Raw genomic sequence first — 25,423 nt, 5'->3', positions numbered from 1 at the left:
AGTTGGCATGACTTTACTAGCCTGGCGCTCGCACGGCGATAACACAGGCTAACGAAGTTGGACGCTGGTGGGGTAGGTCGGGTTCCGGGCGCGTCGGCTCAGCGGCCGTCCAGTAACGCCGCTGCCTTGTCGAACAGCTGCAGCGGCTCGGTTGTCCTGTGCACGTCCACCGACAGCATCTGGCGGAAACGCCTGGCACCAGGAAAGCCCTGGGCCAACCCCAGCACATGGCGGGTGATGTGATGCATTGAACCGCCTTCGGCCAGGTGGCGGGCAATATACGGACGTAGCGCAGCCAGTGCCTGGCTGCGGGTCGCCACGGGCGTCTGTTCACCAAACAGGCGCTGGTCCACTTCGGCGAGCAGGTAGCTGTCATGATAGGCGGCGCGGCCGAGCATGACGCCGTCAAAGGTCTGCAAATGCTCGATGCAGGCGTCGAGGTCATGAATGCCGCCATTGAGGATGATTTCCAGCTCGGGAAAATCCGTCTTCAGCTGTGCCGCCACATCATAACGCAGCGGCGGTACTTCACGGTTTTCCTTGGGGGATAGTCCTTCCAGTATGGCGATTCGCGCATGAACCGTGAAACTGCGGCAGCCTGCATCTCTGACTTGGCCGACGAAATCGCGGAGTTCAGCGTAGCTCTCGCGTCCGTTGATGCCGATGCGGTGCTTGACGGTAACCTCGATACCCACGGCATCACGCATCGCCTTGAAGCAATCAGCGACCAGAACAGGATGCGCCATCAGGCAGGCGCCGATCATGTTGTTCTGTACGCGGTCGCTGGGGCAGCCGACATTAAGGTTCACCTCATCGTAGCCGGCCTGTTCGGCCAGCCGAGCGCAGGCGGCCAGTTCTGCCGGCACGCTGCCGCCGAGCTGCAGAGCCAAAGGATGCTCGGCCTCATCATGCCGTAGAAAGCGAGCGGCGTCGCCATGCAACAGCGCACCGGTGGTGATCATCTCGGTGTAGAGCAGCGCGCGCCTGGACAGCAGACGGGCGAAGTAACGGTAGTGGCGATCCGTCCAGTCCATCATCGGCGCGACGGAGAAGCGCCTTTGTGAAAAACATCTTAAATCAGTCACTTAGGATCCGTGTTTGTAGGCCTTGGGTAGCAAATTCGGCTTCATGGGCACATTTGGCGTAACAACTGGCTAGTAAAAAGCACAATGGCAGAGCCCGCCTGCAAATCCAAGCGGGCGCTATCTTCCTGGCGGTCAAGCTGAGCCGTTGAAGATCATCTGTCTATTCATGAAGGAAATACTGCTTATACGAGTTGCTGTATTTATCAATGTCTCCCGCGCGCCCATGATGGATTTACTCCAACAACAACATCAAATGAGTACGAACATGACCACAAAGCCTGCGTTGCGTATCGGGATCATCGGCGGCGGTATTTCTGGCGTTGCCCTGGCACTGGATCTGTGCCGTCACTCTCATCTGGACGTCCAGCTTTTCGAATCTGCGCCTGCCTTCGGTGAAGTGGGCGCTGGAGTTTCCTTTGGTACTAACGCTGTCCGGGCCATCGCGGGTCTTGGCATTGCCGGGCCTTACGCTCAGGTTGCCGATCGGACCCCCGAGCCCTGGCAGGACGTGTGGTTCGAATGGCGCCGCAGCGGTGACGCCGGTTACATTGGCGCGAGCGTGGCTCCTGGCGTGGGCCAGTCTTCGGTGCACCGGGCTGACTTTCTCGATGTGCTCGCCAGCCGGCTGCCAAAGGGCATCGCCCGTTTCAACAAGCGCGCCGTGGAGGTTGAGCAGCACGGCGATGAAGCCTGCGTGCGCTTTACCGACGGTAGCGAATATCGCGGTGACTTGCTGATTGCCGCCGATGGCATCAAGTCGGCTATTCGAGGTCATGTCCTCGAGGGTATCGGAGCCCCTCCCGCTGTGCCGCGTTTCAGCGGTACCTGCGCCTTCCGTGGGATGATCGATAGTCTGCAACTGCGCGAGGCCTACCGCGCCGCGGGCGTCGACGAGCATTTGGTGGACGTGCCGCAGATGTACCTGGGACTGGATAGCCACATCCTCACCTTCCCAGTGAAGCAGGGCCGCATCATCAACGTGGTGGCCTTCGTATCTGATCGCAGTCAGCCCAAGCCCTCCTGGCCGGAGAATTCGCCCTGGGTTCGTGAGGCCAGCCAGCGTGAAATGCTCGACGCCTTTGCCGGTTGGGGCGATGCCGCGCGAATCCTGCTCGAATGCATTCCTTCGCCAACCTACTGGGCCCTGCACGATCTGGCCGAACTACCCGGTTATGTCCACGGCCGGGTGGCGCTGATCGGCGATGCGGCCCACGCCATGCTGCCGCACCAAGGCGCTGGAGCGGGGCAGGGGCTCGAAGACGCTTACTTCCTTGCCCGCCTGCTGGGCGATGCTCAGGTGAGCCGCAAAAACCTGGATGAACTGCTCGCTGGCTATGATGCCTTGCGCCGTCCACGCGCCTGCCGCGTGCAGCGTACTTCCCGAGAAGCCGGTGAGCTCTACGAGTTGCGCGACCCGCAAGTCGGTGATGACCAACAGGCGCTGGGATCTACCCTGGCTAGCCGCTTCGACTGGTTGTGGAACCATGACCTCGAGGCCGACGTGCGTGACGCCCGCGCTCGGCTCGGCTGGTCGGTCCTGAGCCACTGCGCCTGATTGCGCGTCGTTCTACCGGAATCGGCCACGATGCCGGTTCCGGCTCTATAACAATGACAAGAAGAGCCATGCCATGCGTGATATCGACGTTTCCGCCTTGCTTGACGGGGCCCGTTTCAACGCTTTCCACGGACGCGTGCTGTTCTGGTGCGCCCTGATCATTATTTTCGACGGCTATGACCTGGTCATCTACGGTGTGGTGCTACCGTCGTTGATGCAAGCCTGGGACCTTTCTGCGCTGCAGGCCGGTCTGCTCGGCAGCTGTGCGCTGGTGGGCATGATGCTGGGTGCGCTGTTCTTCGGACCGCTGTCGGATCGGATCGGGCGGCGCAAGACCATCATGACCTGCGTGATCATGTTCAGCGGCTTCACCGCGATCAATGGATTCGCGCGCACGCCCGAGGAGTTCGCCATCTGCCGCTTCCTGGCCGGACTGGGTATCGGCGGGGTCATGCCCAATGTGGTGGCGCTGATGAACGAGTACGCGCCGAAGAAAATCCGCAGCACCCTGGTGGCGATCATGTTCAGCGGTTATTCGGTGGGAGGCATGCTCTCCGCCGGATTGGGCATGGCGATGATGCCCAACTGGGGCTGGTCATCGGTGTTCTTCGTGGCGGTGATTCCGCTTGTGCTGCTGCCGTTTCTGGTGCGCCAGTTGCCGGAGTCGCTGAACTTCCTACTGCGCCAGGGGGAGGTCGAGCGCGCCAAGGTCCTGCTGGCCAAGGCCGCGCCGGATTACGTGCCCAGCTCCAACGACCGCCTCAACCGGGCGACGGGTCAGGCAAACAAGGTAGCCATTTCGCAGCTGTTCGAGGATGGCCGCGCACTGAATACGGTGATGCTCTGGGTGGCTTTCTTCTGCTGCCTGTTGATGGTCTACGCCCTGAGTTCCTGGCTGCCCAAGCTTATGAACACCGCCGGCTACGGCCTCAATTCCAGCCTGGCGTTCCTGCTGGTATTGAACTTCGGTGCCATCTTCGGGGCGATTGGCGGTGGCTGGCTGGGAGACCGCATAGGCCTGGGCCGTGTGCTGCTGGGGTTCTTTGTCACCGGTGCACTGTCGCTGAGTCTGCTGGCGCTGAAATCACCGCTGCCGGTGCTCTATCTGCTGATCGGTGTGGCCGGGGCCTGCACTATCGGTACGCAGATTCTTGCCAATGCCTGCGCTGTGCAATTCTACCCCGCGCATATCCGCTCCACTGGCCTGGGTTGGGCCATGGGAATCGGCCGCATCGGCGCCATCATCGGCCCGTTGCTGGGCGGTGCGCTACACGCCGCGCAGATGCCGCTCCAGGCGAGCTTTCTGGCCTTCGCGCTACCGGGGCTGGTGGGTGCCGCCGCCATTCTCATGTTCATCTGGCACCGCCCGGTTCAGCTTCTAACACCGGGCGTGAAACCCATGGAGTCGACTTCCGGCTGATCGGCCATCGCTCGCTTCTCGGCCACCACGCCGCACCGGGCGTGGTGGTCGATGGTGCTGCTACCAGGGGCCTCGGAGTTCATTCGGTTACCGTTTTCGTCAGTTCAAGGGTTGCTGGAATTCCGAACAGATAGCTGTCCATTGCCAGAACGCCGTACGTCACGCCCCCTTCCATGAGTTGCATGGCATAAGCCTCGCCTGCAGCGCCAAGCGCCACGAACAGCGGGAGCAGATGGTCTTCGCTGGGGTGTGCTCGAGCGGCCTCGGGTGCAAGGCGTCGATAATCCAGTAAGGATTCGATCTCTCTTTCCCGGAGCTTTTCCGCGATCCAGTCGGAAAAGTCTGTGACATATTCTGCGGTGGGCGCATGGCCGGCTCGAAACTCATACAGGTTGTGAGTAAGGCTTCCGGAGCCAACGATCAGCACACCGGATTCGCGCAGCGGTTGCAGTGCCTGGCCTAGACGCAACGCCCCCGCGGGGTCAAGCGGTGTCGGCAGAGATACCTGCACAACCGGTACGTCAGCCTCGGGCAACAGGTGGAGCAGGGGCACCCACGCCCCGTGGTCCAGGCCGCGCTGGGTGTCGACCTCCGCCGGCCACCCGGCAGTAGTCAGCAGCCCTTGAATTCGCGATGCCAGTTCAGGTTGGCCGGGTGCTGGATAGTCCAGCCGGTAAAGGGCCTCCGGAAATCCACCGAAGTCATGGATGGTTTCCGGGTTGTCGCCGGCGCCGATGCGCACTGTTGTGCGCGTCATCCAATGAGGGGATACCACCACAATCGCTGTGGGGCGGGGTAACGCTTTACCCAGAGCCGCCAGCTTCGCGCCGGCCAAGCCCGGTTCGATGGCAAAGGTAGGGGCTCCGTGGGAGACGAATAGAACGGGATAGGTAGTGCTCATGGTTCAACCTCAGGTGCTGGTTCTTCGTGGACCCAGGTCGGGGCATAGATATTCTTGTGGATCCATTTGTTGAGATAAACTGCTTATATTGTAATTAATAGTTCCGATAAGTGAGACAAAATGGACAGGGCGCTGGAGATGCAAGTGTTCTGCACGGTCGTGGAAAAGGGCAGTTTCACGGCTGCGGTCGATGCGCTTGAGATGTCCAAGGCCGCGGTGTCCCGCTACGTCAATGCACTGGAAGCTCGCCTGGGGGCTCGGCTCCTGCAACGCACGACTCGTCGTATCTCCCTCACGGAGGAGGGACGGCTGTTCTATCAGCAGGCACGGGAAATACTGGGGCTGATGGAAGTGGCTGAGGGCGCTGTGGCATCGGGAGCCCAGGAGCCTACCGGTGTGCTGCGCATCAATGCGCCTGTCAGCTTCGGGGTGGAGCACCTGGCGCCACTCTGGGCGGACTTCCTGAGGCGGTATCCCAAGGTGGAGCTGGACCTCAACCTCAATGACCGAGTGGTTGATCTGGTTGAGGAGGGGTATGACATGGCGGTGCGGATCGCCCGCCTGGAAAGCTCCTCGCTCATAGGACGTCGTCTCGCCAGCACGCGGATGCGCCTTTGCGCCGCGCCAAGCTACCTGGCCGAGCATGCGCCGCTGGCCACACCAGGGGATCTGGCAAGGCACAAGGTGATCGCTTACAGCAATCTCGCGACGCGGAACGAGTGGAGCTTTACCGGACCTCAGGGCGATGTGACGGTGGAGACACGCTCTGTGGTGCGCTGCAACAACGGCGACACCTGCCGCTCGATAGCCCTGGCCGGTGGCGGCATCCTGCTCCAGCCAAGCTTCATGCTCCATCAGGATATCCATCGAGGGGACCTGGTTGAGCTGCTGCCTGGCTACCGCGCTGTGGAGCTGGGAATCTACGCTGTCTACCCGTCTCGCAAGCATCTCGCGTCCAAGGTGCGCGCGATGGTCAACTATCTGGTGGAGCGATTCGCGGAAGTCGACTGGGGCGATTGACTGTCTGCATGTTTCACAAAAGCCTGCTCCCAGCTTCGCTACTGCCCTGTGGGTTCGTCAGAGAACAGCTCGACCATTAGCGCTCTCAACCAGCGATTGGTTGGATCCTTGTTGAATTTGGCGTGCCAGAAGAGATTGATGTTGATCTCTGGCAGCTCAAAGGGGAGGGGCGTGGAAACCAGGTCAAATGGCGCTACGCAGCTGTCGGCAAACCGTTGCGGAACTGTAGCGAGCATATCGCTGTGCTGCAGTATGTGCCCCACTGCCACAAAATGGGGAACCTCCAGCTTTATCCTTCGTTCGATGTTCGCCCTCTGCATGTAAGAATCCGCCTCTCCGTGCCCTGTGTTTGAGGCAATCACACGAACATGATCCCACTGGCAAAAGGACGCGAGAGAGAGCGGTTGCAGCGTAACAGGATGCCCGCGGCGGCACAGGCAAACGTAGCGATGCTCGAAAAGCCTCCGTTGAAAAAAGCCTGCCTGTAAATATGGGAGCAGGCCGACCGCCAGATCCACAGCACCGCTCTGAAGCAATTCGGCGAGATTTACCGCATTTCCTCGAACGGTACTGACGGTGCAGAGAGGTGCTCGTACTGCCAAGGCTTCCATGAGCGGTGGCAGGAAATAGATCTCGCCAATGTCGGTCATCGCGATTGTGAAGGTCCTGGCGGCAGTCGCTGGGTCAAATTGGTCTTCCCGACGAAAAGCGTCGCCTAATGTCTGGATCGCGAGCGCCACAGGTTCGGCCAGCTGTTGCGCGTAGGGGGTAGGTTCCATTCCTTGATGGGTTCGCACGAACAGCTCATCGTTCAAGGTGCTGCGCAGGCGTTTGAGCGCGTTACTCATGGCGGGCTGCGTCAGCCCTAGGTTGTCAGCCGCGATAGAAACCCTGCGATCGATAAGTAACTGATTGAAAACGACCATCAGATTCAGGTCGATATCCCGCAGGTTCATGGGTGAGTCTCCAGATTCATTCACAACGAGAATATTGTCTATTCTGATTAGTGCATTTATCAATATTGCTGTATCGCCCATCATCCGTCGGACTCAAAGCATATGAATCATGGGGCACCCAGAATCGTGAAAGAATCTGGCCTGCGTAGCGGAATTGCCGGTGTCGAGATTACCGGTGTTGCCTTGGCCCCGGCATCTGAGCGGTGCCCTGCTCGTGCATGGCCTGCACGCTGACAGCTTGCCCCCTGGCGATCATTCTCTGGGGGCGATACCCAGGGTTCGTTTGCCCATGACCGCCAAATCAGCGGCGCTCATCGGCACACGTCCTGATAGTTCCCCGGATGCTGCAAGCCCGCTCAAGAATCTCACATTGAGTCCGCTGGCCAAGCGGCGGCGATGCTCGATCAAGTAATCTATCGGAGGTATGAACATGAATGCACAACTGTTGATTGACAATGCTAAGCAGGGCGCACTGGGAGGCAAGACGGTCCAGCGCATCGATCCGGTTACCTCCAAGGTAGTGAGTACCGCCGCAGCCTGTTCTGTCGAGGATGCGAAACGGCTGGCCAATTCTTCCGCGCGCGCGTTTCGTGGGTGGTCCAGGACCGGGCCGACCGAGCGCCGCCGTCTCCTGCTCGCTGCAGCTGACGCACTGGAAGCCAAGATGGCGGACATTTGCCAGGTCATGGCCGAGGAAATCGGCGCCTCGCAACTCTGGAGTCAGTTCAATGTGGCCGCATCGGCAAACCTGATACGCGAAGCGGCGGCGCTCACCACGCAAATCAAGGGAGAGACCATCCCCACCGACAAGCCTGGGACGTTGTCGATGACACTGCGACAGCCAGTCGGGAGCGTATTAAGCATTGTCCCGTGGAATGGTCCGGTCATTCTTGGTGCGCGCGCCATTGCCTATCCGCTCGCCTGCGGGAATACGGTGATCTTCAAGGGCTCCGAAAACAGTCCCCGCACCCATGCACTGCTCATCGATGCATTCATCGAGGCTGGCCTGCCGGAGGGCGTCTTGAACTTTCTGATCACCGCGCCCGAGGACGCTGCGGCCGTGACCGAGGTGCTCGTCGCCCACGATACTGTGCGTCGAGTGAACTTCACCGGCTCCACGCACGTCGGGCGCATGATCGCCGAGACCTGTGCCAGCCATCTCAAGCGTTGTCTGCTGGAGCTGGGAGGGAAGGCTCCGTTTGTCGTTCTAGACGACGCGGATATCGAGGGTGCAGTAAACGCTGCCGTCTTCGGCTCCTTCCTCTATCAGGGTCAGATCTGCATGTCGACCGAGCGATTTGTAGTCGACGAGACGGTGGCAGATGCGTTCGTCACAAGATTTGCTGAGCGCATCGGCCAACTTGAGGTGGGCAACCCGATGTCCAGCCCCTCGTGTATCGTCGGCCCGATGATCTCTCAGGGCTCAGCGCAGCGGATCAATCAGCTGCTGGACGATGCAATCGGTAAAGGCGCAAAGATCGTCGCAGGTGGCCTCGCCGAAAGTGCTCTGATGGGGCCAACCCTGGTCGATCATGTCCGCCGTGACATGGCGATTTATGATGAAGAGACTTTTGGTCCGGTCACCACGGTCATACGCGTCAAGGGGGCCGAGCAGGCGCTGGAGACTGCCAATGACACCGCTTACGGCCTGTCCGCTTCGATCTTCAGTGCCAATGTGACACGTGCGTTGGAACTGGCCAATCGTCTGGATGCCGGCTGCGTTCATATCAACGGCGCCACTGTACAAAACGAGCCCCAGGCCCCCTACGGCGGGATGAAAAAGAGTGGATACGGTCGCTTCGATGGCAGCGCCGTGATCGACGAGTTCACTGAAGTCAAATGGGTCACGGTCGAGCAGTCTGACCAGCCTTACCCGTTCTGACGTCATGGTTGGTATAACTGGAGCGTGAGTCAGCCGATGGTCGTTTGGCGCCTTCGCAATTATGCTGAGTTACTTCAAACGACTGTCAATCAACGCTTGTGCGATGGCGGGCGCGTTTTTTACACCTGGCCATGCAGCTTCAATAGTTCATCAACCAGATAACGAATTTTAGGCCGCAGGTGATTGCTCTTGGACCACAGGGCATGAACTTCTACCGGGGCGGGCTCGAAGAGTTCGAGCAGCGGCACGACCGCCTGCGTTTCGATATCTTTTTCAAACAGGCATAACGGCATCTGGCAGATCCCGAGCCCCGCTCGGGTGGCCTCGATCATGGCTTCCGCGTCGTCGAACTGGTATGTCGGCGGCGGCGAGAACTTCACGGCTTGCCCGTCCTTGGTCATTTTCCACGGCATCAGACTGCCGCGGCGATAGCCCACGATGCCGCGATGCCGGGTCATGTCTTCCAGCGTCAAGGGCGTGCCGTTTTGTTCCAGGTAACCCGGCGACGCACAGGTTACCCATCGGTGTGCGGTAAGGCGTCTGGCGACCAAGCCGGGCACGCTGTCGACGCTGCCAAAGCGAATGGCCAGATCGATGCCTTCTTCGGTCAGGTCCACCAGCTGGTCGCTGAAGGTCAGGGTCAGTTGCAGCTGTGGGAAGCGTTTGCTCATGTCCAGCAGAATCGGCAATACCACCTGTTTACCGAAGGCTACCGGCATATCCACGCGCAGGCGCCCCGCCGGCACGCCGAGCTTGTTGCCGAGGTTGCTCTCGGTGGCCTTGATCTCCTCCAGGGCAGCGGACCATACCGTGAAGTAGGCTTCGCCGTCGGGGGAAAGGGAGAGTCGTCTCGTCGACCGATAGAACAGGCTGGCGCCAACCCTGGCTTCCAGACGGGCGATCGCCTTGCCCACGGCGGACTTGGAGAGGCCCAACCGCTCGGCTGCCTCGGTGAAGGTCGCGGAACGAGCGGTGGCCAGAAAAATGTGGATGCCGCTGAACGAGTCTTCTGAAGTCATTGCAGCTTCCTGGTAGCCATGAAGGCTACCTATCTGTGATCTACAGGCTGTTTATCAGCGTGAGGGTCTACCTTAGCATGACGTCCAGCCCAGCCGCGCGCTCGTGACAGGCGTTGGCTTATTCACGACAGAGGACAAACCATGAAAGACGAAGTCATCAACATCTTTACCCTCAGCCTGGCGCCGGAAAACTTCCCGGCGTTCAAGCGACTGGTTGCCGAAATCGTGGCCGCGACCAGCCAGGAGCCGGGCACGCTGATGTACGAATACAGCGTCAACGACGACCACACGGTTGTGCACATCATCGAGCGCTACCGAGCGGACGCGGTGGTCAGCCATATCGAGCAGACCTTCGCGCCGTTCGGCGAGAAGTTTCTCGAACTGGTGACGATCACCAGCCTTCTGGTTTATGGCAGCCCGGACGAGCCCACCCGTAAGCACCTGGACGCCTTCGGGGCGGTCTACATGAACTCGTTCGATGGCTTTACCCGCACCTGAGACGGTGGTTCAGGCAGTCGGCGGATGGTCCGCCGGCTGCGAGGCCATCGATAGAGTCGAACCGACCTGCCGGGCAATAGCCGGCGCTACAGGGGAGCGAGCATGCATATCAATCTTTCAGGCAAGACCGCGCTGGTTACCGCCTCCACTGGCGGCATCGGCTTTGCCATCGCCAAGGGTCTGGCGCTGGCGGGCGCCGAGATCATCATCAACGGCCGTAGCGACAGCTCGGTTGAAAAGGCGCTGGCGCGCCTGCGCGAGGCGGCGCCGCAGGCCAAACTCAGCGGTATCGCGGCAGATATTGGCAGCGCAGAGGGCGTGGGCGTTCTCACGGCAGCGCTGCCTCCGGTCGATATTCTGGTCAACAACGCCGGGATCTATGGTTTGGCAGATTTCTTCGAAGCCGATGACGACTGCTGGGATGGCCACTGGCAGACCAACGTGATGTCCGGCGTACGGCTCAGCCGCGCACTGGTCCCGGCCATGGTCGAGCGGGGGTGGGGCAGGGTGGTGTTCATATCCTCGGAGTCAGCCCGGAACGTGCCTGCCGATATGGTTCATTACGGCGTGACCAAGACCGCGCAACTGTCGTTGTCGCGTGGCTTGGCCAAGCGCTTGGCGGGCAGCGGCGTAACGGTCAACAGCGTATTGCCGGGCCCCACGCTCTCGGACGGGCTGGCCGAGATGCTCGAGGAAGAGCGCGCTCGAACCGGCAAGACGCTGGAGGCGGTCGCGGCGGAGTTCGTGATGAGCCACCGTCCGACCTCGTTGATACAGCGCGCGGCAACGGTGGACGAAGTCGCCAACATGGTCGTCTACGTCTGCTCCATCCAAGCGTCTGCCACCAGCGGCGCCGCACTGCGGGTCGATGGTGGGGTAGTGGACGATATCCTCTGACGCCTTGCCAGGCGGCTATGGGCGCTGCGGAGGACGACCTTTTAGGCCGCGCCTCCGCAGGGCCGTCAGCGAGTCAACAGGTCTTCAATCGACTCCGCCGCCAGTTGATAGGAGCGGCAACGCGCGACCGGATCGTAGATGCGCGCATCGATCATCAGTTCGTCCGCGCCGGTGGTGGCGATGAACTGCCGCAGCCAGGCGCCGACTTCCTGCTTGTCACCGATAGCGGTACAGGCCATGGCCTGATCCAGTCCCTGTCGATCCATGGGCGTGACCGTTGCCAGGTAGCCTTCTTCCGGAGCCGGCAGCAACCCTGGACGGCCGGCGTGCAGTTTCACTACCCATTGCTGATGGGAACTGGCCAGGTACTGCGCCTCGGCGTGGGTATCGGCGGCAATCACGTTGACCCCCGCCATGGCGTAGGGCTTGTCCAGGTAAACGGAAGGGCGGAAATTGTCCCGGTAATGCGCCAGTGCGTGCATCAGCATCTGCGGGGCGAAGTGTGAGGCAAAGGCGTACGGCAGGCCCATCCGCGCAGCCAGATCAGCGCCTTGCAAACTCGAGCCCAATACCCAGACCGGCACATCGTGCCGACCCGGCAGCGCGCGTACCGGTTCCTTGCCATTGTCCTCCAGGTAATCGAGCACCCGCTGCACGTCCTGGGGGAAGTCCCGCTCCTGGCTGATGCCACGAATGGCGCGTACGGTCGGGCCGCCACCGCCCGGTGCGCGTCCGACGCCAAGGTCGATGCGGCCAGGGAATAACGTATGCAAGGTGCCAAACTGTTCGGCCACGATCAGCGGCGAGTGATTGGGCAGCATCACGCCGCCCGCGCCCACGCGCAGCGTGCTGGTCGAGGCGGCCAGGTGTTGAATGATCAGCGGCGTGGCCATCGAACCGATGCCGGGCAGATCATGGTGCTCGGCGATCCAGTAGCGGTTGTAGCCATGCTGTTCGACATGGCGGGCCAGTCGACGAGCGTCTTCAAGGGTATCGGCGAAGCCTTTGCCTTCGCCGATCATCATGAGGTCAAGCACGGACAGTGCGGTCATAAGAACTCCAGTTGGATAAAGCGCGAGGGCTGCGTCAATCGCAGCGCCGTCCCAGGGTTAACGCTTGAGCGGGAGGTTCGCCCAGCTCGGGTGAGTCGCCAGGCGCTGCTGGATACCGTGCATGGCATGCAGGGAACGCTGCAGTTTCAGGTAGACGTCGCCGCCGTAATCCCAGCCGAGCACGCCGATTCGCCCGGTGTAGCCCATGCGTGCCAAGGCGCCGAGCAGGGCGAAATTGTCCAGCTCGCCACGATCGGGCGGCTCCATGGTGGCCACGCCGCCCCAGCCCAGCGGCGAGAGCGCCGAACCTGAGGTGGTGACCTGCATCAACCAAGGGCGCATGGCATCCAGCCGGCCCTGCAGATCACCTTCCTGACTGGCGTACCAGTGGTATCCGTTGAACACTGCGCCCAGCTGCGGGTGGCTGTAGTAGTTGCACAGCTCCACGACCTGGGAGGTGGTTTGCGTGATGTGGTTGCGATGCGGGTAGAGGGCCAATCGCAGGCCGCGGCGCTCGACGATGGGCAACAAGCTGTCGATCACCTTCAGAATCGCCGGCACGCCGTTGACAGACGTCTGCACCGCCAGTTCGATCAGCTTCACGCCCTCGACGGACTCGACGAGTCGCCGAACCACATCATCGTTGCGCCCTTCATGCAGTACCAGGTACAGCGCTGCGATATCCAGGCCATGCTTGGCCTTGACGTGCTTCAGTTGCGATAGATCGGTCAGCGGCTGCCCGCCCCAGGCGGCGACGGTGATGGCGTCGTAGCCTATCTCCGCGACCATCTCGCATTGGGCCTGGAAGCTGTAGACGCCCATGGAGGTGTAGAAGAACGAGTCCAGGGCATGGATGGGGTTTCTCATCGGCGTATCCATTGCTGCGGTCTTCAACGGGGGAAATCCGTCATCAGCGCCCAATGAGGATTGCGCGCCAGGCGCTGCTCCATGGAACGGAAGGCGGTGAGGGAGCGATGAAGGTTGCCATGCACATCGCCGCCCATGCTTTCCCAGCCGAGGAAGCCGACATGCCCGGTATATCCGCGACGTTCGAGCGCGCCAAGCAGCACGAAATTGTCCATTTCACCTTCATCGAGCGGCTCTATGGTCGCCGCGCCACCCCAGCCCAACGGCGAGAGCCGGCAGCCGGCGATGTTCACCTGTTTAAGCCATGGCCAAAGTGCGTCCAGCCGCTGTTCCAGCTCGCCTTCCTGGGTGGCGAACCAGTGATAACCATTGAACACGATGCCCAGGCGCGAGTGGTCGAAGCGCTTGCACAGCTGCACCGCTTCGGTAGTGGTCTGCATGCCGTAGCGGATATGGGGGTACAGCGCGATCTGCAGGTCGCGACGCTCGCAGATCGGCAGCAAGCGCTCGAGCATCCGGAGGTCCTGCTGCTGAACCTTGTCGCCGGAATGCAGGGCCAGTTCGATGGTGCTGCAGCCTTCGATGGATTCGAACAGCGTGACAAGCCAGTCCTCCAGCCCTTGGCGGTAGATGGCATAGATGCCGCCGACATCGAGGCCCCAATCCGCCTTGACCTTCGGCAGCTCGTTGAGCTCCGGACTCCAGGACGAAACGGTCATGCCCTGGTACCCCAGTTCGGCGAGCATTTCGCACTGCACCGCCAGTGGGTAGGTGCCGAGCTTGGTCTGGAAAATGAAATCCATGGCGTGAGCTGCATGTGGCATGTCAACGACTCCGTTGTGCGGATGGGGGCGTCAGGGACGGCGCCAGGCTGGGGAAATGCGGCAGGATGTACTCGCCCATCTCGTCGATCACCTCTGAGGCGGGGCGGCGCTGCGGCTTGAAGTTCAAGGCTACATGCGCGACGCCCTGGTCCTGCTGGCGACGCCACAGGTCGATCAGGGTGTTGCGCCCGGCCCGCATCACGCGGCCGGGTTGCAGGGGCAGGTCAGGGTCGGCGTCCAGATCGAAGAAGGTGCCGTAGCCGTAGGGCTTGAAGGGTTGCCCCTGGCTTGCCAGGTGCCAGCGGTTGACGATGTCGGGAATCTTCGCCGGATCGGTGAGGTACCACAGCACGCCGTCGGTGTTCTGCGCGATCCACTCCATGGTCTGGCCCGCCATGCCGACCACCACCGTCGGCAGGCGCGGCGCCGCGGGCTTCGGTACCAGGTCCAGGTTGCCGGTCAGTTCACCGTAGTAGGCCGAGCCATGAACGGGCCAGGCGCGCTCGGTGGCGGCACGCACCACCGCCAGGGCATCGCGGAAGCGCTCGGCGCGGTTATCGAAATCACTGCCGAATGCCGGGTATTCGATCGGGCGATCGCCAGTGGCCAGGCCGAGAATGAAACGGCCACCCAGTAACTGGTCCACGCTGGCGGCCTGCTTGGCGACAATCAAGGGGTCGCGCAGTGGTAGAACGATGCCGGCGGTGCCGATGGCGATGTTTTCCGTGATGGCGGCCAGGTAACCGGCATACACCATCGGGTCGATTATCTGGCCGACGTCACCGAAGTTGGGATCGTAGAACGGCACGTCCCGCAGCCAGATGGCCGAAAAGCCGGCCTGGTCGACCTTGCGCGCCATGGCGCCATGATCCGCCAGGGTGGGACCGGGGCTGTCGGGGTAGCTTTCCAGTGGCGCGATGAAACCGAAGGTGAGGTGCCCGGGTTGGAACACGCGGGCATACCCGCGGTGTTCGGCAAGCTCCTTGGGTAATGCTGGATAGGAAGCGGTGGACGGCATGGAAACCTCGCAAGAAGAACGAGCGACCCACGGTAACGCGGCCGCGGATCAGGATGCCGGGGACTATAGGCGGCTAGGCAGAAAAGAAAAATAAGCTAGAATTCCAAACATTGAGGAACAAAAGGATGTAAACCATGAGCGCCAAGATGGACCAGCTCGGTGCGCTGTCCGCCTTTGTTCATGCGGCCGAAGCGCGAAGCTTCACCGAGGCCGGGCGGCGGCTGGAGCTGTCTTCATCGGCCATCGGCAAGGCCGTGACCCGTCTCGAGGAACGCCTCGGGGTGCGGCTTTTTCATCGCTCGACCCGGGCGATCACCCTCACGGCCGAGGGCGCCTTGTTCCTCGAGCGCTGCCACCGCATCTTTGCCGAGCTGGAAGTGGCTGAGCGCGAACTGACTCAAGCAGCCGGCAATCCCCAGGGCAAGCTGCGCATCAGCCTGCCGCAACTGGGCATGCGCTTGATGCCGCATCTGATCGCCTTCCAACAGGCGTATCCCGCGGTAGAACTGGAATTGGATTTCAGCGACCGCCTGGTTAATGTCATCGAGGAAGGCTTCGATGCGGTGATGCGCATCGGCGAAGTGCAGGATTCCCGCTTGATGATGCGCAGGCTCAATGGCTTCAGCCATCGGTTGGTCGCCACGCCGGACTACCTCGCGCGCCGTGGCGAGCCCACGGTCCCTGCAGACCTGGCAGCGCATGCCTGCCTTCACTACCGCTACCCGTCCAGCGGCAAGCTGGACGCCTGGCCCCTGTTCGCCGGCGACAAATACTTGAATCTGGATCTCCCGCAGACCGCCGTCACCAATGCGGTGGACCCGCTGCTGGCGATGGCTGAAGCCGGGCAGGGCATTGCCTGCCTGCCGGACTTCATCGTAGCCGAGGCCATCGAGCAGCGGCGGCTGGTCCCGTTGTTGGATGGCCATATCCGGGACCGACGTACGCTCAGCATTCTGTGGCCCTCCAGCCGCCAGCCGCTGCCCAAAATCAAAGCCTTTGTAGACTTTATTGCAGCGCGGCTGGCTTCCAGCTCGAGCTGAGGCAGATTCGTCTACTAGCGCTGCGCTTCGCGGATCATGTTGCCCCCAATGGAGGCGCCGCCTTGCGCTGTATGCCGCCCGGCTCAGACGGCCCGGCGGATATGCTCCTGCCAGTAGCGGCGAACGGCGAAGAACAGCGACAGCGCGGTGAGCGCGATGAAGATCCAGGTAATAGGCCCACGGAAGAAGATCATCGGGTCGCCGCGGCCAATCAGCAGCGTGCGCCGCAGGTTGTCCTCGAACATCGGGCCGAGGATGAAGCCGAGCAGGAAGGGAGCGGTGGCAAAACCGGTGCGATTGAAGATGTAGCCCACCACCCCGAACAGCAGCATCAAGCCGATATCGAACACGCTGTTGTTCACCGCGAAAGAGCCGTAGACGCAGAACATCAGCACGATCGGCAGCAGGATGGCCTTGGGGACATCGGCGACCAGCGAGAAGTACTTGATCACCCCTTGGCCGACGAACAGCAACACCGCCGAGCTCAGCATGATCCCGCAGAACAGCGCATAGACCAGCGTCAGGTTTTCCTGGAAAAGCACCGGCCCGGGCGTCAGCCCATGGATCATGAAAGCGCCAAGGATGATCGCCGTGATCACGTCTCCCGGAATGCCGAGCGACAGCAGCGGAATCAGCGTCGCGCCGGCCACCCCGTTGTTGCCTGACTCGGACGCCGCTACACCCTCCAGCTCACCCTTGCCGAAGTTGTCGCGGTTGCGCGAGCGGCGCTTGGCTTCGCTATAGGAAATGAACGAGGCGGCAGTGGCGCCGGTGCCAGGTACGGCACCGATGATCACGCCGATGAGCGAGCCACGAACGATGGTCTTCAAGCTCGCCTTGAGCTCCTTGAGGGTCAGCCCGACTCCACTGGAGGCGGCGCGCACGTGCGGCGCAGCCTTCTTCAGGTAGAAGTCGATGACTTCCGGCACGGCGAACAGGCCGATCAGCAGCGGCACGAAGGAAACGCGGTCCATCAGGTTGTAGCTGTCGAAGGTCAGCCGCTGGCTACCGTAGACCACATCCATACCGATCGAGGCGACGATCACCCCGAGCGCCGCAGCGATGAGGCCCTTGATTGCCGACTCACCGGCAATCGAAATGATGATGGTCAGCGAGAAGCAGATCAGCCAGAAGAACTCCGGTGGGCCGAAGTTCAGAGCGATCTTTGCAAGATACGAGGCGAACAGAATCAGTGCCAGGTTCGACAGTACATCGGCGATGCACGACGAGTAGAGCGCCATCTGCAGCGCCTTCTTCGCCTTGCCCTGCTGTGCCAGGGGATAGCCGTCGAGCAACGTACAGGCTGCCGCAGGCGAGCCGGGGGTATGGATCAGGATGGCTGTGACAGAGCCGCCGTACATGCCCCCCTTGTAGATGCCTACGAGCAGCAGGATGGCGGTCACCGGCTCAAGGCTAAAGGTGAAGGGCAGCGCCAGGGCGACGGCCATGGTGGCGGTCAGCCCCGGAATCGCGCCGACCACTACGCCGATCAGCACGCCGATGCCGATCGCAATGAAGTTGTCGACGCTGAGGAACAGGCTCAGGACTTCGGAAAGGTGTTCCATTCGGTCACTCGCGAAAGGGGGAGGTGGGTCAATCCCACAGCGTGCCGGACGGCAACGGGACGTTCAGCACGTAAATAAACAGCAGGCTCACCAGCCACGGAAGCGCGATCGCCAGCAGGTAGAGCCAGGGTTTGCGTACCGGGTGGGCGGCAAACAGTAGCAGGGTGCCGAGAATGCCGGCCGCGATGGCGCCAAGTGGCTCGAACAGCAGCCAGTAGGCTCCCAGCCCAGCGAGCATCATCATCCAGCGCAAGGGCGGGGCCGATTGGCTGTCGTCGTCCGCGGAGGACGGCGGTGGTGGGCGCAGGCAACCTTCGAGAATCAACGCCAACGAAAGCACTGCAACCAGCCAGCCAGCCACGCTGGGTAGCCAGCGCGGCGACTGCATGGGGTTCTGCACCATGGGCGCCTCATCGATATGGTTCGGCACCAGGTAGAACAGAAACACCAACGCTGCCATCAGCCAGAACGCGCCGAGCAGGGTGTTGAGATTGGTCCAGCGCGGGCGGCTGGCGGTGGCGGCAGCGGTCATGGACTATTCTCCGGCTTACTGCAGGTCGGCCTGGCCAGCGACACGCTGCCAGCGCCGAACGTCCTGCTCGACATAGTCACGGAACGCCTCGCCTACCTGGGTGGCCGGTTCACCGCCGATCTGCGCGGCGAAGTCCTTGAAGCTCTGGTCTTCCATCGCCTTGTCCAGCGCGGTCTGCAGTGTCTCGATGGCCTGGTCCGACATCTGGTCGTCGGCGATCAGGCCAAACCAGGCGGTGGTCACGAAGTCTCCAAGACCGAAATTGGCGCCGATCTTCGAAAGCGGCTCGATGCCCGGCAGGTACGGCGACGGCTCGGCCGAGGTCACCGCCAGGGCCTTGAGTTTGCCGGACTGGATATGGGACAGCACGGTGGGCATGTTCTCGAACGAGACGTCGACATCGCCGCTGAGCAGCGCCGGCAGCGCTTCGCCGCTTCCGCGGAAGGGCACGTGGGTCATTTTGGTGCCGGTCATGGTCTTGAACAGTTCGCCGGACATATGGATCGAACTGCCGACGCCCGAGGAGCTGAAGGTCATTTCCTGGTTTTTAGCCGCTTCGACGAATTCCTCCACCGAGTTGTAGGGGCTGTTGGCCGGCACCACCATCACATTGGGAATATCAATGACATTGCGGATGAATCTGAAATCCTTCACCGGATCGTACGGCAGGTTCTTGTAGATCACCGGGCCGATGGTGTGGCCGGGCGATGCCATCAGTATCGTGTGGTTGGCTCCGCGTCCGCCACGTGCGAGCTGCCCGGTGGCCATGGTAGAGCCGGCGCCGGGGCGGTTCTCGACTACCACATTGCCGATCTGCTGCTGCAACAGGTCGGCGACCTTGCGCGAAAGGATGTCGGTGGTACCGCCGGGTGCGTAGGGCACCACTAGGCGAACGGTGTCGGTGGGCCAATCCGCAGCCTGGCTGACGGACGCGAGCGGTAGCGTCGCACTCAGGGCGAGCAGGCTCAGAGCGCGCTTGAAAGTTGAGATCATCGATTGCATTCCCGTTTTGTAGTTATTGTCGTACGTGTTTCTGATGAAGGCCCCGCCAGCAGGGAAACCCCCGTACCGGGTCTATGATTTGCTAGCGGTTAGTTAAGTATCCTAGAGTATGGATACGGTGATTAGGTCCCTCTGCCTGCTAATGTTGTTCGATTACCGCACACTTGTGCGGTAATCGAGGTTGTGGTTTGGAGCTGAGGGCGATAACCATGCTGCCGCGCGACCTTGGCGATGGTGCGCTCCGGCTCATATATCGACCACGCCCACCGTCATTCCACCGCAGACATAGAGCGTCTGGCCAGTAACGAAGCCGCTACGCTCGTCGAGCAGGTACGCCACGGCGTGGGCTACATCGTCGGCCGTGCCGACGCGCTTGACCGGCACCGAGTCGATGATCTTCTGCGTGCGCGCCGCGCCGGGTGGGTTGGCGCGATCGAATAGCTCAGTACGGATCGGGCCGGGGCCGACCGCATTGGCGGTGATGCCATGTGCGCCCAGCTCCAACGCCCATACGCGGGTCATGCCGATCAGCGCGGCCTTGCTCGCTGCATAGGCGGTGCGCAGTTCCTTGCCCAGCGCGGCTCGCGAGGCCATGTTGACGATGCGGCCGAAGCCGGCTTCCTTCATGCCCGGCAGCAGCGCCTGCATGCACTGCATGGCGCAACGCAGGTTGAGCGCCATGACCCGGTCCAGCTCGGCGAGCGTCTGTTCGTCGGCCGGCGCTGGGCAGACCATGCCGACATTGTTGACCAGGCGGGTGATCGGGCCGCCGGACAAGGCCTCGCGCAGCGCCTCGGCGGTGGCCTCCGGGTCGGACAGGTCGGCGCGAATGCCGTCGCCCTCGCGGTCGATGACGATCGGCTCGTAGCCGTCTTGGCGGCAGCGCTCGGCAGTCGCGGCGCCGATGCCGGCGGCACCGCCGGTGATCAGGACTCTAGGTAGGCTCATGAATGTTCTCGCAGGCAGAAAGTCAGACGGTAGCCACCGGGGTCAGCGGCGAACCGACGGCGCCCGGCAGCCGCAGCGGCGGGGCGGTCAGGAAGAAACGGTAACGGCCCTGGCGACGCAGGTATGAGGCCAGCGGGCCGAGGTGCCAGAGTTCGCCGAGAGGGACGCCGAGTTTGAACAGACAGTGCTGGTGCAGCGGCAAGGCTGCACAACAGGCGTCACCACCTGCGGCCGGATAGGCCTCGACGGCGTAGTTGTCGGCGGCAAGGGCCGCCAGTTCACTGTCGGTGATCCACTGCAGCAGCTTTTCATCGCGCCCGTCAAGCACCGCGCAGCTCTGCATCAGGGTCTGCGGATCAGGCTGTTTGCCCATGGCCAGGACCGCGTCGGCGAACCCGGTGTGCAGGCAAACAATGTCGCCGCGCTCGATTTCGACCCGGTCGGCCTCGAGTACTCGCATCAGCGTGTCGTAACCGACCAGCGTCCGCGTATCGCCCAGATGGGCGTGCAGATCGACCAGCGCGGCGCGGCCTTGCACGCCGGTTTCGGCCATGCGCTCGATGCCCAGCGCCCCCGCATGCGACGTACTCTCAGGACGCATGTGCGCCTGCATGCCCGCATCGTCCGGGTGTTGCGGGCCGCAGATCCGCTCGCCGGCGGCGAAGCCGTTGTAGTACACCGGTTCTGGAACGCCGTCGCCATTGACATCGAACAATGCGCCGACGTGGGCCAGGCTGTCCCATTGGGTCGAGTACTGCAGGTGCAGAATTGCCAGGTCGTCGCTGAGGACGTCTGGCCGTCCGGCCTGCAGGTTGCCCAGGAGGAAATTGAAATTGACGCTGCCCTGGCGCAGTGTCGGGCGCAACACGGGTGGGTGGCGATTGGCGTTCAACTGGCTGCCGCCGGGGTAATCGAGCGGCAGGCTGAGACAGAACGTCTTGCCATCACGCACCTCGGCGATCCCTTGGCGCACCTTCTCGGCGGTGATCAGGTTCAGCCTGCCCAACTGGTCGTCGACACCGAAATCGCCCCAGTTCGAACCCGGCGGGCGATGCTTCCAACGAGGGTTGGTCATGTTGCGCTCCGTGGCGGGCGAAATGTCATAGGTAGCACTCGCCGGCAAGGTAGGCCTTGCGCCAACGGGTGATGGTGACACGTTCGAACAGTTCGACACGGCTGAATGGATCCTCGGCGATAAAGCGTTCGGCTTCGGCGCGCGTCTCGAGATCGACCACATACAGGCCGCCGCCGAGGTCGCCGCCGTCGTCGGCGAGCTTGGCGCCACAGGCCAGCAGCAGCGTCTTGTTCGCCTCGAGAAAGCGCAGGTGTTCATCACGCGTATCGCGCCGCAGTTGCTGGTGGCCGGGCTTGTCGAAGGTTTCGATCAGGTAGGGCATGTCAGACAGGCCTCGGTTCGTGCCAGCGGAAGGGTGCTGGGTCAGGGGAATGACTTCCAGGCGCGGGGCCGGGTAAAGCGGCAGTCGTGTAGCTCGTTGTTGCCGTACACATCAAATACGCTGTCGTTGGCGGAAGCAATTCGGTAGTCGGAGAGATGTTCGTTAATCGAACGGTATATCGATTAACGAATTGTCCGAATCCTGCGGGCTCGCTTACTGTTCCTTGCCTTCTGCGCCCGTGTTTGCTTTCAGCCGAGGCAGTGAGCGGGCCACGAAGCCTAGCCGTGGAGCGTCCCCTGCCTGCAAGCCAGGCGACGAAGAAACCGTACCGGTCCGGACGGATAACAAGAACAATGATCAGGAGACGCCATGAACGCGCTGGCCGATTTCTTTACACGCCTCGTCAATCGTTACATGCCCGACCCGCTGGTGATCGCCATTGGCCTCACCGTGCTCACGCTGATCCTCGCGGTAGTGGTAGAGGGCACTAACCCGCTCGACGCGACCCGCTACTGGGGCGACGGATTCTGGAACCTGTTGGCGTTCAGCATGCAGATGACCGTGATCCTGCTGGCCGGCTACATCCTGGCGCGTACGCCCTTGGTCGATGGTTTGCTCGACCGCATTGCCGGCACTGTGCAGACGCCGTTCGCCGCCATCGTCGTCGCCACGCTGGTCGGCACCATCGGCAGTTGGTTGAACTGGGGGTTCGGCCTGGTGATCGGTAGCCTCGTCGCGCAGAAGCTGGCGCTCAAGGTGCGCGGCCTGCATTACCCGCTGGTGATCGCGGCGGCGTTTTCCGGCTTCTCGGTATACGGCATCGGCCTGTCCGGAAGTGTGCCTTTGCTGATCGCTACCGAAGGGCACTTCCTGCAGGACCGAATGGGACTGGTACCGCTGTCGGAAACCATTTTCGGTGGCCCGCTGCTGATCGCCACGGCCTTGGTGATGACGACCCTGCCGCTGTTCAACGCCTGGCTGCATCCGAAGGACCCCAAGAGCATCGTCGAGATCGACCCGGCCACCGTTGCCGTTCCGTTCGAGCCGAGCCTGAATGGCAGGCGGGACGTGACGCTGGCCGACCGGATGAACCACAGCAAGGTGGTAGGCATTGCCATTGGCCTGCTGGGGATGGCCTACGTGGGTCTGCACTTCGCCGACGGCGGTTCGCTGGACCTGAACACGGTCAATTTCATCTTCGTGTTTCTTGGCATCCTGCTCTTCGCCTCACCGGCCCGCTACCTCGCGGCGCTGGGCGAGGGAGTGAAGATCGTCTCCGGGATCATCGTCCAGTACCCGTTCTACGCTGGCATCATGGGCATTCTGGTCGGTTCGGGCCTGGTGGTCTCGTTCGCCGAGCTGTTCGTGAGGATTTCCACCGCCGAGACGTTGCCGATCTGGTCGTTCATCAGCGGTGGGCTGATCAACATTCTCGCACCTTCGGGCGGTGGCCAGTGGGCCGTGCAGGGGCCGGTCGTGATCGAAGCGGCCCGAGAGCTGAACGCGTCCTTCGCGGCGACCGCGCTGGGCGTGCAGGTAGGCGACCAATGGACCAACATGATTCAGCCTTTCTGGATCCTGCCGGTGCTGGCCATCTCCAGGCTGAAGCTGCGCGACGTCATGGGTTACATGGTCCTGATCCTGGGCTACCTGGGGATCATCTTCGGCGGCACCATCTGGATCTGGGGTTATCTCTCGGTCTGATCGTTGGTCGCGACAGGGGCGCCCCGGCAATGCCGCGGCGCCCTTTTGCATGCCGTGCCCTGCGCAGGGACGTCAGCGATGCCGAGCGTCACGGCTGACCTCCTCCCGGAGGGCTGACGACTGCGCTGTGTATCAGCGCTGCGCTTCGCGGATCATGTTGCGGGCGATGATTATCTGCTGGATCTGGGTCGTGCCCTCGTACAGGCGGAACAGGCGCACGTCGCGGTAGAAGCGCTCGATGGCGTATTCGCTGACGTAGCCGGCGCCCCCGTGGATCTGCACGCAACGGTCAGCGACACGGCCGCACATTTCGGTGGAAAACATTTTCGCGCAGGAAGCTTCGGTGCTGACATTCTTCCCTTCGTCGCGCTTGCGTGCAGCGTCCAGCACCATGCAGCGGGCGGCGTAGATCTCGGCTTTGCTATCGGCCAGCATGGCTTGAATCAGTTGGAATTCCGCAATGGGTTGACCGAACTGTTTGCGTTCCAGCGCATAGTGCAAGGCATCGTCGAGCATGCGTTCGGCTGCCCCGACACTCAATGCCGCAATGTGCAGCCGGCCCTTATCCAGCACCTTCATTGCGGTCTTGAATCCGACGCCTTCGACGCCTCCTAACAGTTGGCTAGCCGGCACACGGGCATTGTCGAAGATCACATCGCAGGTATGGGCACCCTTGTGGCCCATCTTGTGGTCGGTCTTGCCCAGCACTACGCCAGGAGTGCCGCGCTCGACGATAAATGCGCTGATACCGGAGGCGCCCTTGATCTGCGGATTGGTGCGCGCCATCACGGTGTAGATGCCCGCGTGGGGGGCGTTGGTGATAAAGCGTTTGGTGCCGTTGAGTATGTAGCTGTCGCCATCGCGCACGGCAGTGGTTTTCAACGATCCGGCGTCCGATCCGGCGTCCGGCTCGGTCAGGCAGAACGAACTGAGCAGCTCTCCGCTGGCCAACTGCGGCAGGTACTGATGCCGCTGTTCTTCAGTGCCATCAAGCAGAATGCCGATGGAACCGATACCGTTGTTGGTGCCAATGTAGGAACGGAAGGCCGGCGAGGTGCGACCCAGTTCGAAGGCGATGTTGACCTCTTCCTCCATGGTCACGCCGAGGCCGCCGTAGGCTTCGGGAATGGTGAGCCCGAACAGGCCCATTTCGCGCATCTGATCCAAGATGTCCTGAGGGATCGCATCCGCTTCAGCCACCTCGTTTTCCCGAGGTATCAGTACCTCGTCGACGAACTGGTGAAGGGAGTCCAGCAAAATCTGCAGGGTTTCGGTGTCTCGGATCATGTGCGCTCCTCTGGGCTCGACAGTGAGCCTGTGTCGTAGAGCACCGCCACCCTCAGGGTTACCGAGCGGCAGTGCCGATGTTGTTAACCATGTTGATCAGGCGAGGCCCGATATCCTCAGTGAGCTTGTCCCTGGGCAGCTGGAAGCTCGGCCCACCGCAATTGAACGTGAGCAGCCCGAACTGCGGGTGTAACAACGGCACGGCAACGGAGTTGACGTCCCGGTGCCATTCCCCGACCGACAGGCAGAAGCCGTAGTCGGTGAAATCCCGGAAGGCGCGATCGAGACCTTTGCGGATGGCAGGCCACTGGTCTGCCTTCCGCTGGCGGATGTGGTCGAGCAGAAACTCGCGCTCGCTCTCAGGCATCGCCGCCAGGCAGGCTCGGCCGGCCGAGCTTTGCGCCAAGGGCAGGTAACTGCCGATCTGCCTTCGCATTGTCGTATTGCCTTGTCCCTGGACGACGTCCAGGTAAACCATCTGCAAGCGATCCCGAGCCGCCATCGCTACCGCGGCCTGAGCGTGATTGGCCAGCTCTTCCATCAAAGGGTGCGCTACCGAGCGAATCGACAGGTTGGTGAGCATTGCGTAGCCGAACCCCAGCACACCTACGTCCAGCTGATACTTGCCCGAATGCACTTCACGCTTGAGGCAGCCAAGGCGCATCAGGGTGTTGGTCAGCCGCGTCACCGTCGGCTTGGGCAGGCCGGTGAGCCTGGCCAGGTCCTGGTTGCCGAGCACGTTGTCGCGCGGTGTGAAACACCTCATCAGTTCCAGTCCGCGTGCCAGCGCAGTCACGAACTGGCCGCTGTTTTCGTCCTGGCTCAAGGCGCTGGCTGGATCGAGCATGCCCATCTTCAGTAGGTCGATTTCATTCGCTCCGTTGTCGCTCCCAGGGATCGGCTGATCCGCTTTGTTGCGTGCCATGGTAAAGCCTCGCTTTTGCTGATTGCAAT

The 25,423-nt window shown here is 61.9% G+C and carries 24 protein-coding genes; 8 read left to right on the top strand and 16 right to left on the bottom strand.

Annotation, left to right across the window (positions count from 1 at the left end; translation table 11 throughout):
• Nucleotides 1-98 precede the first annotated feature (98 nt).
• Nucleotides 99-1,085 carry a tRNA dihydrouridine(20/20a) synthase DusA gene (gene dusA / locus ACFOMF_RS13980; protein ID WP_386365936.1) on the bottom strand — a complete coding sequence of 329 codons (987 nt, stop codon included), beginning with the start codon at nt 1,083-1,085 and terminating at the stop codon, nt 99-101.
• 265 nt (nt 1,086-1,350) lie between these two features.
• On the opposite strand from dusA, the gene salA reads away from it, so the two are divergent.
• Nucleotides 1,351-2,640: a salicylate 1-monooxygenase gene (gene salA / locus ACFOMF_RS13975; RefSeq protein WP_386365933.1), complete on the top strand. Its 1,290-nt coding sequence runs from the start codon at nt 1,351-1,353 to the stop codon at nt 2,638-2,640.
• 73 nt (nt 2,641-2,713) lie between these two features.
• Nucleotides 2,714-4,060, top strand: a complete 1,347-nt coding sequence (locus ACFOMF_RS13970) for an MFS transporter (RefSeq protein WP_386365931.1) — start codon at nt 2,714-2,716, stop codon at nt 4,058-4,060.
• A gap of 79 nt (nt 4,061-4,139) precedes the next feature.
• Here the strand turns inward: ACFOMF_RS13970 and ACFOMF_RS13965 are convergent, their stop codons facing one another.
• Nucleotides 4,140-4,961: a DODA-type extradiol aromatic ring-opening family dioxygenase gene (locus ACFOMF_RS13965; RefSeq protein WP_386365929.1), complete on the bottom strand. Its 822-nt coding sequence runs from the start codon at nt 4,959-4,961 to the stop codon at nt 4,140-4,142.
• 120 nt (nt 4,962-5,081) lie between these two features.
• Here ACFOMF_RS13965 and ACFOMF_RS13960 point away from each other — a divergent pair, with 120 nt between their 5' ends.
• On the top strand, nt 5,082-5,981 hold the full coding sequence (locus ACFOMF_RS13960; protein WP_386365927.1) for a LysR family transcriptional regulator: 900 nt from the start codon (nt 5,082-5,084) through the stop codon (nt 5,979-5,981).
• A 38-nt stretch (nt 5,982-6,019) separates the two neighbouring features.
• Here the strand turns inward: ACFOMF_RS13960 and ACFOMF_RS13955 are convergent, their stop codons facing one another.
• On the bottom strand, nt 6,020-6,937 hold the full coding sequence (locus tag ACFOMF_RS13955; protein ID WP_386365925.1) for a LysR family transcriptional regulator: 918 nt from the start codon (nt 6,935-6,937) through the stop codon (nt 6,020-6,022).
• 430 nt (nt 6,938-7,367) lie between these two features.
• Between ACFOMF_RS13955 and ACFOMF_RS13950 the strand changes: the two genes are divergently transcribed.
• The gene (locus ACFOMF_RS13950) at nt 7,368-8,819 is read left to right on the top strand and encodes an aldehyde dehydrogenase (RefSeq protein WP_386365923.1); all 1,452 of its coding nucleotides are present in this window, start codon (nt 7,368-7,370) and stop codon (nt 8,817-8,819) included.
• Nucleotides 8,820-8,938: 119 nt separating this feature from the next.
• On the opposite strand, the gene ACFOMF_RS13945 is transcribed toward ACFOMF_RS13950, so the two are convergent.
• The gene (locus ACFOMF_RS13945; protein ID WP_386365921.1) at nt 8,939-9,838 is read right to left on the bottom strand and encodes a LysR substrate-binding domain-containing protein; all 900 of its coding nucleotides are present in this window, start codon (nt 9,836-9,838) and stop codon (nt 8,939-8,941) included.
• A gap of 141 nt (nt 9,839-9,979) precedes the next feature.
• Between ACFOMF_RS13945 and ACFOMF_RS13940 the strand changes: the two genes are divergently transcribed.
• Nucleotides 9,980-10,336, top strand: a complete 357-nt coding sequence (locus ACFOMF_RS13940) for a putative quinol monooxygenase (RefSeq protein WP_386365919.1) — start codon at nt 9,980-9,982, stop codon at nt 10,334-10,336.
• A gap of 102 nt (nt 10,337-10,438) precedes the next feature.
• Nucleotides 10,439-11,233, top strand: a complete 795-nt coding sequence (locus ACFOMF_RS13935; RefSeq protein ID WP_386365918.1) for an SDR family NAD(P)-dependent oxidoreductase — start codon at nt 10,439-10,441, stop codon at nt 11,231-11,233.
• Between the two features lie 65 nt (nt 11,234-11,298).
• Here the strand turns inward: ACFOMF_RS13935 and ACFOMF_RS13930 are convergent, their stop codons facing one another.
• From ACFOMF_RS13930 to ACFOMF_RS13915, 4 genes are read right to left on the bottom strand one after another with little or no spacing between them, the layout of a single operon-like run.
• Nucleotides 11,299-12,285 carry an LLM class flavin-dependent oxidoreductase gene (locus tag ACFOMF_RS13930; RefSeq protein WP_386365916.1) on the bottom strand — a complete coding sequence of 329 codons (987 nt, stop codon included), beginning with the start codon at nt 12,283-12,285 and terminating at the stop codon, nt 11,299-11,301.
• A 57-nt stretch (nt 12,286-12,342) separates the two neighbouring features.
• Entirely contained in the window at nt 12,343-13,152 is an 810-nt protein-coding gene (locus ACFOMF_RS13925) for a sugar phosphate isomerase/epimerase family protein (protein WP_386365914.1), read from the bottom strand.
• Between the two features lie 23 nt (nt 13,153-13,175).
• A complete protein-coding gene (locus ACFOMF_RS13920) occupies nt 13,176-13,976 on the bottom strand; it encodes a sugar phosphate isomerase/epimerase family protein (RefSeq protein WP_386365912.1) in 801 nt (266 codons plus the stop codon).
• Between the two features lies 1 nt (nt 13,977).
• Nucleotides 13,978-14,994 carry an LLM class oxidoreductase gene (locus ACFOMF_RS13915; RefSeq protein ID WP_193681528.1) on the bottom strand — a complete coding sequence of 339 codons (1,017 nt, stop codon included), beginning with the start codon at nt 14,992-14,994 and terminating at the stop codon, nt 13,978-13,980.
• A gap of 146 nt (nt 14,995-15,140) precedes the next feature.
• On the opposite strand from ACFOMF_RS13915, the gene ACFOMF_RS13910 reads away from it, so the two are divergent.
• Nucleotides 15,141-16,034: a LysR family transcriptional regulator gene (locus ACFOMF_RS13910; RefSeq protein WP_386366842.1), complete on the top strand. Its 894-nt coding sequence runs from the start codon at nt 15,141-15,143 to the stop codon at nt 16,032-16,034.
• Between the two features lie 83 nt (nt 16,035-16,117).
• On the opposite strand, the gene ACFOMF_RS13905 is transcribed toward ACFOMF_RS13910, so the two are convergent.
• From ACFOMF_RS13905 to ACFOMF_RS13880, 6 genes are all read right to left on the bottom strand, one after another.
• On the bottom strand, nt 16,118-17,599 hold the full coding sequence (locus ACFOMF_RS13905) for a tripartite tricarboxylate transporter permease (RefSeq protein WP_386365910.1): 1,482 nt from the start codon (nt 17,597-17,599) through the stop codon (nt 16,118-16,120).
• Nucleotides 17,600-17,627: 28 nt separating this feature from the next.
• Nucleotides 17,628-18,131: a tripartite tricarboxylate transporter TctB family protein gene (locus ACFOMF_RS13900; RefSeq protein ID WP_386365908.1), complete on the bottom strand. Its 504-nt coding sequence runs from the start codon at nt 18,129-18,131 to the stop codon at nt 17,628-17,630.
• 15 nt (nt 18,132-18,146) lie between these two features.
• A complete protein-coding gene (locus ACFOMF_RS13895) occupies nt 18,147-19,124 on the bottom strand; it encodes a Bug family tripartite tricarboxylate transporter substrate binding protein (RefSeq protein ID WP_386365906.1) in 978 nt (325 codons plus the stop codon).
• Nucleotides 19,125-19,379: 255 nt separating this feature from the next.
• Nucleotides 19,380-20,081: an SDR family oxidoreductase gene (locus tag ACFOMF_RS13890; RefSeq protein ID WP_386365904.1), complete on the bottom strand. Its 702-nt coding sequence runs from the start codon at nt 20,079-20,081 to the stop codon at nt 19,380-19,382.
• A 22-nt stretch (nt 20,082-20,103) separates the two neighbouring features.
• Nucleotides 20,104-21,156 carry a cyclase family protein gene (locus ACFOMF_RS13885; protein ID WP_386365902.1) on the bottom strand — a complete coding sequence of 351 codons (1,053 nt, stop codon included), beginning with the start codon at nt 21,154-21,156 and terminating at the stop codon, nt 20,104-20,106.
• 25 nt (nt 21,157-21,181) lie between these two features.
• Nucleotides 21,182-21,478, bottom strand: a complete 297-nt coding sequence (locus ACFOMF_RS13880) for a YciI family protein (protein ID WP_386365900.1) — start codon at nt 21,476-21,478, stop codon at nt 21,182-21,184.
• Nucleotides 21,479-21,847: 369 nt separating this feature from the next.
• Between ACFOMF_RS13880 and ACFOMF_RS13875 the strand changes: the two genes are divergently transcribed.
• Nucleotides 21,848-23,182, top strand: coding sequence for a short-chain fatty acid transporter (locus tag ACFOMF_RS13875; RefSeq protein ID WP_386365899.1), 1,335 nt, complete (start codon nt 21,848-21,850; stop codon nt 23,180-23,182).
• Nucleotides 23,183-23,314: 132 nt separating this feature from the next.
• Here the strand turns inward: ACFOMF_RS13875 and ACFOMF_RS13870 are convergent, their stop codons facing one another.
• Both ACFOMF_RS13870 and ACFOMF_RS13865 read right to left on the bottom strand, forming a co-directional pair.
• The gene (locus ACFOMF_RS13870) at nt 23,315-24,469 is read right to left on the bottom strand and encodes an acyl-CoA dehydrogenase family protein (protein WP_386365897.1); all 1,155 of its coding nucleotides are present in this window, start codon (nt 24,467-24,469) and stop codon (nt 23,315-23,317) included.
• A 58-nt stretch (nt 24,470-24,527) separates the two neighbouring features.
• Entirely contained in the window at nt 24,528-25,394 is an 867-nt protein-coding gene (locus tag ACFOMF_RS13865) for an IclR family transcriptional regulator (RefSeq protein ID WP_386365896.1), read from the bottom strand.
• Nucleotides 25,395-25,423 lie beyond the last annotated feature (29 nt).

The sequence above is a fragment of the Stutzerimonas tarimensis genome (assembly GCF_042648805.1).
Classification (GTDB): domain Bacteria; phylum Pseudomonadota; class Gammaproteobacteria; order Pseudomonadales; family Pseudomonadaceae; genus Azomonas; species Azomonas tarimensis.
Note: the sequence above shows the minus strand (reverse complement) of the source record. Positions and strands in the feature narration are given on the sequence as shown.